The organism is Craterilacuibacter sp. (genome assembly GCF_051659485.1).
GTDB lineage: Bacteria > Pseudomonadota > Gammaproteobacteria > Burkholderiales > Chromobacteriaceae > Craterilacuibacter.
This window is the reverse complement of sequence record NZ_JBOFOO010000192.1, coordinates 1-10,840: the sequence shown is the minus strand read 5'-3', so window position 1 is coordinate 10,840 and position 10,840 is coordinate 1. Positions and strand designations below refer to the sequence as shown.

Genomic DNA, 10,840 nt, shown 5'->3' with positions numbered 1-10,840 from the left:
GTTCTTTGAATAGGTGTTCCAGTTTGGCAATGCGCTCATCGTATGAGGGTACACCTTCGCTGCCGGCAGCAAAAACATAGGGCAGTGCCTCGTCGCCATGGATGTCGAGGAAGAGGTCGACACCTGTTTCCAGCATCTTATTGCGTACAAGCAGGACTTCCGGGCTCTTGTCTACGCTGGGTGTCGCCCATTCGCGGTTAAGGTTGGCGCCGGCGGCATTGGTTCTGAGGTTGCCGCGTATGGCGCCATCAGGGTTCATGTTCGGCACAATATAGAAAGTGGCTGAATCGAGCAGTAGGCGGCTAGTCGGGTCTTGCGGGTCAAGTAACCGGTTGAGCAGGCCCTCGATAAACCATTCGGCCATCGTTTCACCCGGGTGCTGGCGGGCAATGATCCAGATTTTGAGATCAGACTCAACTTCATGCCCTATGGTCAGCAGATCGATGTCGCGGTCTTCGATGCTGGAGCCTAGCGAGCTGACATCACACAGGCCGGAGCTTTGTGCCTGACCGATCAGGTTGAGATGTTGCTCGTAGGAGTAGGGCTCGAAGTAGGCATAGTAGATGCTGCCGGCGAGCGGTACGTGTTCGATGGTCAGTGTCTGGCCATCGTATAGGGTGGGTACGCGAAACCAGTTGACGCGGTCATACGAGGCCATGGCCTGATAGTCACGCCAGCCTTCCGGATACGCGCATTCGCCAGCATTCAAAAAGCGCAGCGTGCAGGGCTGGTAGGCAGCGCCTTGCAGGCGGAAATAGAACCATTGGGCAAAGCTGGCGGCATTGTCCTGACAGATTCTCAGTTGGATGTCGGAGAAATCGTCAAACTGGACAACTTCGATACTGCCGGCGTCAAAATGGCTGCTTATTTTCATCCGCTGAAACCTCGGGCTCGGTAAAGAGTGGGAACAATGGGCGATTGTACTGCCAGTTGGCTTTTGCATCACCCCCGCAATGAAAAACACCCCGCAGGCGGGGTGTCGGATACTTGGGCTTGAACGCTTCGGTAGAATCAGGCGTTAGCGCGCTTGCTTCCTGCATTCTTTACCGCTTCAGCGCTGGCGTTGCCTGCGGTCTTGATGCCGGCATCGGTAAAGTGGGCTACTTGCTGTGCGCTTTGCGCTACGCTATTGAGCGCAGCGGCCGAGGTGGCAAGAGAGGTTTTGATGGCGTTGATCGCTGTTTCTGAACCGGCAGGCGCATTTTTTGCCAGCGTTTCAACCGAGCTGATCAGGCTCTTGTTGAAGCTGCCCATATTGTCTTCGGCCAGTTTAGTCATGGCGCTTTGTGCTTGTGAGATCAGTTCGTAGAAGTTGCGGGCGTTTTCTACCGCTTTTTCGGCTGCATGGTTGGCCATTTTGCCTAAACGGCTTGCGATTTCTTGTGGGTCGGTGTTGGTAGACAGTTCACGGGCAAAGCCGGCATTGTCTTCAAGGGTTTGCTTGGAAACTTCAAGGTTGAACTTGATCATACGCTCGGCGCTATCCAGCGTGATTTGTGCGGCGCGCAATGTGGTTTCAACATGGCCGAGGGAGAGGTCGCTGAACTGTTGCTGAGTAGTTTTCATGGTGGTTTTCCTTTGTTTCTCGAGTTTTAACCTGTTAAAGGCGGATACTGGCTCTATCTTTGTTCGCAGCAAGTTATTGTTTTTTTTGATTGTGCTATGCACAATCCAGATTAATCTATCATGCGCTGCAGCATTGAGCTAGAGATATTGCTCTAGCCTGTCGTTTTTATGCTAAGGTAATGTTGTACTACGGGATATAAAGAGAAAATACAAGGGGGATTTTTCCATGAGTACAGAAAAGCGGGTCATCAAAAAGTACCCGAACCGCCGTCTTTACGATACGGCCACCAGTTCCTACATCACGCTGGAAGACGTTAAGCGTCTGGTTTTGGAGAATGTCGATTTGCAGGTTGTGGATGCCAAGTCTCAGGAAGATATCTCGCGCAGTGTGTTGCTGCAGATCATCCTGGATGAGGAAAGCTGTGGCTCGCCGATGTTTACGCATGAAGTCCTGACCCAGTTCATCCGCTTCTATGGTCAAGCCATGCAGGGCATGATGGGGCCGTTTCTGGAAAAAAATCTGGAGATTTTTGGTCAGCTACAGACAAAGATGCAAGAGCAAAGCCGGACGCTATGTACCGATAGCTCAGGCTTGAATGCCAATCTATGGGGTGAGTACATGAAGTTTCAGGGGCCTGCGATGCAGAACCTGATGTCGAACTACATGGAGCAGAGCACCAGCACTTTCCTTGATATGCAAAACCGGATGCAGGAGCAGACCAAGCAGCTGTTTACCGGTTTTCCTTTTCCCGGTTTCCCGGTCGCGCCAGTGCAAAATGAAGACAGCAGCAAGAGCTGATCAACTTATCGCGCCAAATTGAAAACGCCTGCCGTTCAAGCAGGCGTTTTCTGTTTATGGCCGGTCAGCCGGCTGCCTGTCATTTTGTAGCCGCTGGCGGGCGACCCAGGCTTGCCCCAGGCTGATGCCGCCATCGTTCGGCGGAAGCTGGCGGGCACGTAATACCTTGATGCCGGCAGCCTCCAGTCGGGATAGAAGTGCCCCCATTAATTTGCGGTTGGTACAGCAACCGCCACTCAATGCCACGGTGTCTATTTTTCGTGTCGCCGCCGCGCGGCAGACCCAATCGGCCAGCGCGGCGGCTAGCGTAGCATGCCAAACACTGGCAATCAGGGTCGCATCATGCAGCAACGTCATCAGGTGGCGACATACCGGTTTGAGATCAAGTTGCGTGCCGTTTATTTGCCAGCCATTCAATAGCGGAGCACAGTCTTGTGCCAGTTCTTCCAGCCTTTGCAAGGCTTCGTTGTCAAAGCGCTGTTTGTCGAAGATGCCGGCAAGCCCCGCGATAGCACTAAACCAGAGCGCCATGCTGCTGCTGTCCTGTAGTTGGAACGGGATTTCCAGTTGGGCCACGATGGCAGGCCATGCCGGTTGTCGGCCGAAGCGGCGTTGAGCCTCGTCTTTTTCTCCCATTGCAAAAAGCAAGGCGGTGGCCATCAGCCAGGGTTCGCGTATGGTACGCAGGCCGCCCGGCAATGGCAGCGGCGCGAGCTGTCCCAGTAATTCAAACTGACCGCCCCTGATCTGCATCAACTCGCCGCCCCAGGTTTTGCCGTCTTCGCCCAAGCCGAATGCATCCAGCGCCAGCCCCAGCACTTCACCGCTATGCCCATGCTCGGCCAGTACGGATGCTATGTGGGCGTGGTGGTGCTGGATATGAAGTAGCGGTACGCGATAGTGTTTGGCCATGTCCTCGGCCAATTGACTGGCGTAATGACTGGGGTCTAGGTCGCAGGCGATGGCCGCCGGTGTGACATCGGTCAGTTCCAGCAGATGATGGGTGCTGGCTTCCAGCGCTTCACAGTTGAGCGTTTGATCCAGGTCTCCAATATGGGGTGAGACAAATGCTTCCTGCCCGCGCAGTATGCAGATGGTGTTTTTGTACTGTGCGCCCAGCGCCAGAATCGCCGGGCCGCTACTGATCAGTGGCAAGGGGTCGGGGGCATAGCCGCGGGCCCGGCGGTAAAACAGGGCTTGACCGTTGTCTATTGCCACAACGCTATCATCGCAGGGCGCGACAATATTGCGGTTGTGCAGCAAGAAAACGTCGGCCAGCTGGTTTAGCCGTTCGCGTGCTTCGCGGTTGCCGGTCACAATCGGTTCGCCGCTTGGGTTGGCGCTGGTCATGACCCACACCTGCTCGCAAGGTTCTTCCATCCATGACGGGTCTGTGGGGCGGCCCAGCGCTTCGTGGAACAGCATCCATTGTTGCGGTGTGTAGGGCAACATTACGCCCAGACTAGCCAGTTCAGGTGCAACCCCGGGTAGCAGGCTATCGGTATCTTCCCGCTTTTTCAGCAGTACAATGGGGCGCTCGCGGGAGGCAAGTAGTGCCGCTTCTTCGCTGCTGATGTGGCACAGGCGGCGAGCCGCTGCAATATTCAAAACCATGACTGCGAGGGGTTTGCCTTGACGCTTTTTTTGTCCGCGTATGCGCATGACAGCATCTTCACGTGTGGCATCGCACACCAGATGGAAACCACCCAAGCCCTTCATGGCGATACTGCGGCCCATTTTCAATATCTGTAAAGCGCCAGCAGTGGCATCGCCCTTGAGCGCCTGGCCGAAGCGGTCGGTCAGGTTCAGGCGAGGGCCGCAGGCCGGGCAGGCATTCGGTTCGGCATGAAAGCGGCGGGTTTCCGGATTGCTGTATTCCTCTAGGCAGCTAGGGCACTGGGCAAATGCGGCCATGCTGGTTTCTTCCCTATCATAAGGCAGGGCATGGGTGATGCTGTAACGCGGACCGCAGTCGGTGCAGTTGATAAAGGGATAGCGGTAGCGACGGTTGCTGTGGTCAAAAAGCTCGGCCAGACAGTTAGGACAAGTTGCGATATCGGCAGGAATGTAAGCATGGGTCGTTTTGCCGCTACTGCTTTTTATTTCGAAGTTTTGCTCTTCGGCTTGTAGCGGGAGAGCCTCTTCCTTGATGCTATCCAATCTGGCCAGTGGAGGTAAATGTTGTTGCAAGGCTCGCAGGCAGGCGGCAAGAGCGGCGCTGTCGCCTTGTAGTTCGACGACGACGCCTTCTCCGGTATTTTTTACAAAGCCGGACAAACCATGGTTTTTGACCACATGCCAGACGTGGGGACGGAAACCGACGCCCTGGACGCGTCCAAGGATGGTCAGGCGGGTGCGACGAATAATCATGAAAACATCCTGGTGATGCACAGCGGCTTGCCCCGGCTACAAGTGCGGGGTGTCCGCTGCATCCTGTTGGTGTAGTGCAAAATACGAATTTCTCATATTGTATGGCCTGCAGCTTTGAGGAAAAGCAGGTTTTGTATTTTTTAGCGCGTTTATTTGATAAAGATTGCTATTATTTATAAGTATTATCATTTAGCATGCCGGCATTGAAAGATTTTTATATGTTCACGCCATATTTCTAGCTGTGCGGTGAACGGAATTTCAGGGGTGTTTTGTGACCTTGCAACATGCCATCGCCACGCTGGCATCAGGCTCTATTCTCAGTTGTCCGCCGGATACGCCGGTGTCCGTCGCCGCCCGCATGATGCTGGAGGCGTGTTGTGGCTCCATTGTGGTGATGGATGCAGCGGGAAAGGCGCTGGGTATCTGGACCGAGAGTGATGCCCTGAAAATGGATATGGCGTGCCGGGCGGATTTGCTGCAGCCGGTATCCGGGGTGATGAGTGCGCCGGTCTATACGCTGGATGCCGATCTGAGTACACATGAAGCCGCCGTTTTTTTTCGCCAGAAGCAGATCCGTCATGTGCTGCTGACGCGCGCTGATGCTTATGTCGGCATAGTCTCGGCCTCGGACATCGTTTCGCGCCAAGGCTGTGAAGTGTTTTTGCGCTGCACCCGGCTGGAGTCCTTGCCACTGGCACCTCTGGCTACCGTGCCGGCCCGTGCCAGCCTGTCCGAGGCACTGCACACCTTGCGTCATACCCGTAGCGATGCGCTGGCGATCGACTATGGCGACGACAGCTGGGGCATCCTGACCCTGCGCGATGTCCTGCGACTGGTCGCCTGCATGCACGATGATGTAGCCGTCAGCCAAGTGTGCAGCTATCCGATGCGCAGTGTTTCCGTGTCCACATCCTTGCTGGCCGTGCGCCAGCAGTTGTTGAAGCAGAAAACGCGCCACTTGGGTGTCACCGCGGCCGATGGCCGTTTACAGGCTATCGTCGGCATGGTCGATATCCTCTATTCCATCGAATACGAGTTCATGAGCGAGCTCAAACAGGCGCTGCAGGAGCGCGATGAAGCCCTGCTGCGCTCGCGCCAGAGCCTGCTGCTAGCAGAGAAGGTGTTCGATGCCGCGCAGGACGGTATCGTGGTGACCGATCCGGCTGGTGTCATCCAGCATGTGAATGCGGCATTCAGCCAGATTACCGGCTATAGCCGCGAAGAAGTCCTTGGCAATACACCGGCCATGCTGAATTCTGGACGGCAGTCCTCCGAATTTTATCGCCAGTTCTGGGACACGCTGAAAACCGAGGGCAGCTGGCAGGGCGAGCTGATCAATCGGCGTAAAAACGGCGTGCTGTATTCCGAGCACCTGTCCATTTCTGCCATCCGTGCCCCGGATGGCAGTGTCCAGCATTATGTAGGCGTGTTCTCTGACCTGACCCAGCGCAAGCTGGCGGAACAGCGCATGCACTATCTGGCTAACCATGATGCCTTGACGGGCTTGTTCAACCGTACCTTGTTTGGCGAGCATGTTGTCGATGCCGTGCTGCGCAGCAAGGAAACGGGCATGCGTTTTGCCTTGCTGTACCTCAATCTTGACCGTTTCAAGCTGATCAATGACACGCTGGGCCATCAGGTAGGCGATGCCTTGTTGCGCGAGATAGCGAACAAACTAAAGATTTTGCTGCCGGAGCGGGCGTGTATCGCGCGATTGGCTGGTGATGAGTTTGGGATCTTGCATGAGGATGTGGGTAGCATCGGTGTCATCGCGGCACAGGTGCAGCAGATGCTGGAGAAGCTGACCGGTGAAATGCAGGTGGAAGGGAATACGCTGTTTGTGACGGCCAGTATTGGCATTGCCCTGTATCCTAATGATGGTCTGGCCGCCTCCGAATTATTGCTCAACGCAGATGCCGCCATGCATCGGGCCAAGGGGCGCGGCAAGAATACATTCCAGTTTTATACGACGGATATGAATACCCGTGCCATGAAGCGGCTGGAGATGGAGTTTGCACTGCACCGGGCACTGGAGCGGCAGGAGCTCGATGTCTATTACCAGCCCAAGGTAGATCTGGAAAGTGGGCGCTGCTGTGGTGCCGAGGCTTTGGTGCGCTGGTTCCATCCGGAAATGGGGACGGTTTCACCGGCAGACTTCATTCCGCTAGCGGAGGAAACCGGACTGATTGCGCCCATTGGAGAATGGGTGTTGCGCACGGCCTGTTTGCAGGCCGCACAGTGGCTGGAGCAGGGGCTATTCTCGGGGCGGCTGGCGGTTAATCTGTCCGGACGGCAATTCGGTGCCGGCAATATCGTATCGGTAGTGAGGCAGATTCTGGATGAAACGGGCCTGCCGGCTAGCCATCTGGAGCTGGAGATCACCGAGAGCACGGCCATGGATGGCGACAGTGATGTGCTGGGGCAGTTAGTGCGCCTAAAGGCGCTGGGGATTTCGCTGGCGATTGACGACTTCGGCACCGGCTACTCGTCGCTCGCCTATCTGAAAAAACTGCCGGTCAGTGTAGTCAAGATCGATCAGTCCTTTATCAAGACGCTGCATCAGGATGCGGATGATGCGGCGATTACCATCGCCATCATTTCGATGGCGCATAGCTTGGGGCTGGATATTGTGGCCGAGGGCGTGGAGCTGGAGGCGCATCGTGCCTTCCTGCTGCAACACGGTTGCCGGACGGCGCAAGGTTATCTGTTTAGCCGGCCTTTGCCGGGTCGAGCGCTGGAAAATTGGTTGTCGGGCGTAGCGGCGATGCCGGTCTGACCATGTAAACATAGAAAAATGCCCTGCAGTGCAGGGCATTTTTGCGTAGCGGGCTATCAGGCGGCGATGCTGTCCTTGCCGCCCATATATGGGCGTAGTACTTCGGGGATGGTGACCGAGCCGTCGGCGTTCTGGTAGTTTTCCAGAATGGCCACCAAGGTGCGGCCTACGGCCAGACCCGAACCGTTGAGGGTATGTACCAGCTGGTTCTTGCCGTTTTCGTCCTTGTAGCGCGTCATCATGCGGCGTGACTGGAAGGCTTCGCAGTTGGAGCAGCTGGAGATTTCGCGGTAGGTGTCCTGCGCCGGCAACCACACTTCCAGATCGTAGGTCTTGGCCGAGCCGAAGCCCATGTCGCCGGTGCACAGCGTGATCACGCGATACGGCAGGCCCAGCGCCTTGAGAATGTTCTCGGCGTGGCCGACCATTTCTTCCAGTGCGGCGTAGGAGTCTTCCGGCTTCTCGATGCGCACCATCTCCACCTTGTCAAACTGGTGCTGGCGAATCAGGCCACGGGTGTCGCGGCCGTAGGAGCCGGCTTCGGAGCGGAAGCAAGGCGAGTGCGCGGTAAATTTCAGCGGCAGCTCTTCGGCTTTGAGGATCTCGCCGCTGACGGTATTGGTCAGCGTGATTTCCGAGGTTGAAATCAGATACTGGTCGACCGTACCTTCTTCGCCGCCCTTGGTGACCTTGAACATGTCGTCGGCAAATTTCGGCAGCTGGCCGGTGCCAAGCAGTGCGCTATCGTTGACGATATACGGGGTGTAGTGCTCGAGGTAGCCGTGCTCGCCGGTATGGGTGTTGAGCATGAACTGCGCGATGGCGCGATGCAGGCGGGCGATGTCGCCCTTGAGCACAGTGAAGCGGGCACCCGACAGCTTGGTGCCGGTGTCGAAATCCAGCCCCAGCGGGGCGCCGACGTCGACATGATCCTTGACGGCAAAATCGAACTGGCGCGGAGTGCCGATACGGCGCACTTCGACGTTTTCGCTTTCGTCCTTGCCGGCTGGTACCGATTCGTGCGGCAGGTTGGGGATGGACAGCATCCAGTCATCCAGCTGTTTCTGTACCGCCTCGAAGCTGGTCTCGGCATTTTTCAGCTCATCGCCCAGATTGGCGACTTCGGTCATGATGGCCGATACGTCTTCGCCGTTACGCTTGGCGATGCCGATCTGCTTGGAGGAGGCATTACGCTTGGCCTGCAGTTCCTGCATGCGGGTCTGCAGTGTCTTGCGTTCTGCTTCCAGGGTATTGAAGGCTTGTGTGTCAAATTGATAGCCGCGTGCAGCCAGGCGGGCGGCGACAGCGTCGATATCGCTGCGCAGAAGTTGGATGTCCAGCATGTGTCAGTCCTGTTTTTTTGCTTGATTGTCCAGCTCGCGCAAAAACGCGAGCTTTTCACCGATTTTTGTTTCCAGTCCGCGCGGTACCGGTTGGTACCAATGCGGTTCGGCCATGCCTTCAGGCAGATAGTGCTCGCCTGCGGCGTAGGCGTCGGGCTCGTCATGCGCGTAGCGGTAAGCGTGGCCGTAACCCAAGTCCTGCATCAGGCGTGTGGGCGCATTGCGCAAGTGTACCGGTACTGCCTGTGATGCGTCCTGTTTTACAAAAGCGCGTGCGGCATTATACGCCTTGTAACCGGCATTGCTCTTGGCCGCGATAGCCAGATAAATGCTTGCTTGCGCTAACGCAAGTTCTCCTTCCGGCGAACCCAGCCTTTCATAGGTGCTGGCGGCATCATTGGCTATCTGCATGGCGCGCGGATCGGCGAGGCCGATATCTTCCCAGGCCATGCGGATCAGGCGCCGTGCCAGATACTTGGGGTCGGCGCCGCCATCCAGCATGCGTGTTAGCCAATACAGTGCGGCATCGGGGTTGGAGCCGCGTACCGATTTATGCAGCGCCGAGATCTGGTCATAAAAAGCATCGCCGCCCTTGTCGAAACGGCGGGCATTGAGCGTCAAGACTTCACCCAGAAAGACACTGTCGATGGCGGTGCGTTGCCCTGCCAGCGCGGCAGTGCGCGTCTGCTCCAGCAGATTGAGAAAACGCCGCGCATCGCCGTCGGCGTAGCCGGCCAGCATGGTAATTGCCCCGGTATCGAATTCCAGTGTACCCAGCGCGCCACAGGATTTGGCGCGCTCGAACAGCGCGGCCAGTTCCTGGCCGGATAAGGGTTCCAGTACGTAAACCTGTGCGCGCGACAATAGCGCCCTGTTCACTTCGAATGACGGGTTTTCTGTGGTGGCGCCAATAAACGTCAGCAGCCCCGATTCGACAAAGGGCAGGAAGGCATCCTGCTGGCTTTTGTTGAAACGGTGTACCTCATCGACGAACAGGATAGTGCGCTTGCCCGAACGTGACAGCGTGGCATGGGCGCGCTCCACTGCGTCGCGTATATCCTTGATGCCGGCAAATACGGCTGAAACCGGAATGAAATCGGCGTCAAAGGAGTGGGCCAATATGCGTGCCAGCGTAGTCTTGCCGACACCAGGCGGCCCCCACAGTATCATCGAGTGCGGGGCTTGGGACTCAATGGCTAGACGCAGCGGCTTACCCGCGCCTATCAGGTGCTGCTGGCCGATGACTTCATTCAGTGCAGTCGGACGTAGCGCTTCAGCCAGCGGCTTTTCGGGTTCGCGTGCAAACAGATCATTCATGCGGTATGGCCGGCTAACTGCCGGCAAGGAATTGCAGTCATGGTGCTAGGCTAACGCGCAAGGCGCGGTGTGGCAATGTATTCGGCTTATCGCGCCGCTTGCTGCCCGGCTTGTCCGGTCTGTTTTATTGACCGGTGTGATCCGTGAGAAAACGGTTTGTCCCTATGCTGAGCGAGGTGGCATAGCCTGATGGTTTGACGCCGCTGCCGGATTTGCCGCCGGGTCCGCATTGACGGGGCAGGCCGGTGTTTTGCATAATCCGGGCTCTTGTTAATGTGACTCGGGGTGCCATGCTGTGCATGGCTGAGACAGACCCGCAGCACCTGATCTGGGTCATGCCAGCGTAGGGAGGTCACGATCGGACAAGGCATCCGTCTGTCCGTCGTCCTTCGTCATCATGACCGGAGGACCCTGAATGCCCGTCCTGCCTTTTGATTCCCGCCCTGCAGCCGCTGCCCTTGATGCATTGCGCGCCGCTTCGCCTCTGGTGCATTGCCTGACCAATCTGGTGGTTTCCAATTTCACGGCCAATATCCTGCTGGCGGCAGGCTGTGCGCCTGCCATGGTTGTGGCGCGCGAGGAGGTCGGTGATTTTGCCGCCATCGCATCGGCGCTGCTGGCCAATGTCGGTACGCTGGATGCGGCACAGCGTGATGCGATGCTTGTTGC

Annotated in this window: 8 protein-coding genes and 1 riboswitch; of the genes, 3 read left to right on the top strand and 5 right to left on the bottom strand. The window is 56.9% G+C overall.

The genetic code is table 11. The features are described 5' to 3' along the window. Positions 1-874 (bottom strand): M14 family metallopeptidase (locus ACRC1E_RS06985; protein ID WP_438514391.1); only part of this gene is annotated, 874 nt, incomplete at its 3' end. 137 nt (positions 875-1,011) lie between these two features. Continuing rightward, positions 1,012-1,668 (bottom strand): phasin family protein, encoded by a 657-nt coding sequence (locus tag ACRC1E_RS06980; protein WP_438514390.1) that lies wholly within the window; start codon positions 1,666-1,668, stop codon positions 1,012-1,014. A gap of 124 nt (positions 1,669-1,792) precedes the next feature. Between ACRC1E_RS06980 and phaR the strand changes: the two genes are divergently transcribed. After that, complete coding sequence (phaR, locus tag ACRC1E_RS06975; protein WP_438514389.1) at positions 1,793-2,365, top strand: polyhydroxyalkanoate synthesis repressor PhaR; 573 nt, start codon at positions 1,793-1,795, stop codon at positions 2,363-2,365. Positions 2,366-2,419: 54 nt separating this feature from the next. On the opposite strand, the gene hypF is transcribed toward phaR, so the two are convergent. Next, positions 2,420-4,735 (bottom strand): carbamoyltransferase HypF, encoded by a 2,316-nt coding sequence (gene hypF / locus ACRC1E_RS06970; protein WP_438514388.1) that lies wholly within the window; start codon positions 4,733-4,735, stop codon positions 2,420-2,422. 271 nt (positions 4,736-5,006) lie between these two features. On the opposite strand from hypF, the gene ACRC1E_RS06965 reads away from it, so the two are divergent. After that, complete coding sequence (locus ACRC1E_RS06965) at positions 5,007-7,511, top strand: EAL domain-containing protein (RefSeq protein ID WP_438514387.1); 2,505 nt, start codon at positions 5,007-5,009, stop codon at positions 7,509-7,511. 56 nt (positions 7,512-7,567) lie between these two features. On the opposite strand, the gene serS is transcribed toward ACRC1E_RS06965, so the two are convergent. Both serS and ACRC1E_RS06955 read right to left on the bottom strand, forming a co-directional pair. Then, entirely contained in the window at positions 7,568-8,854 is a 1,287-nt protein-coding gene (gene serS / locus ACRC1E_RS06960; protein WP_438514386.1) for a serine--tRNA ligase, read from the bottom strand. A gap of 3 nt (positions 8,855-8,857) precedes the next feature. Next, positions 8,858-10,171: a replication-associated recombination protein A gene (locus ACRC1E_RS06955; protein ID WP_438514385.1), complete on the bottom strand. Its 1,314-nt coding sequence runs from the start codon at positions 10,169-10,171 to the stop codon at positions 8,858-8,860. Positions 10,172-10,442: 271 nt separating this feature from the next. Continuing rightward, positions 10,443-10,538: riboswitch (TPP riboswitch) on the top strand. A 48-nt stretch (positions 10,539-10,586) separates the two neighbouring features. Here ACRC1E_RS06955 and ACRC1E_RS06950 point away from each other — a divergent pair. Further along, on the top strand, positions 10,587-10,840 hold a 254-nt coding region (locus ACRC1E_RS06950; RefSeq protein ID WP_438514384.1), incomplete at its 3' end, for a hydroxyethylthiazole kinase.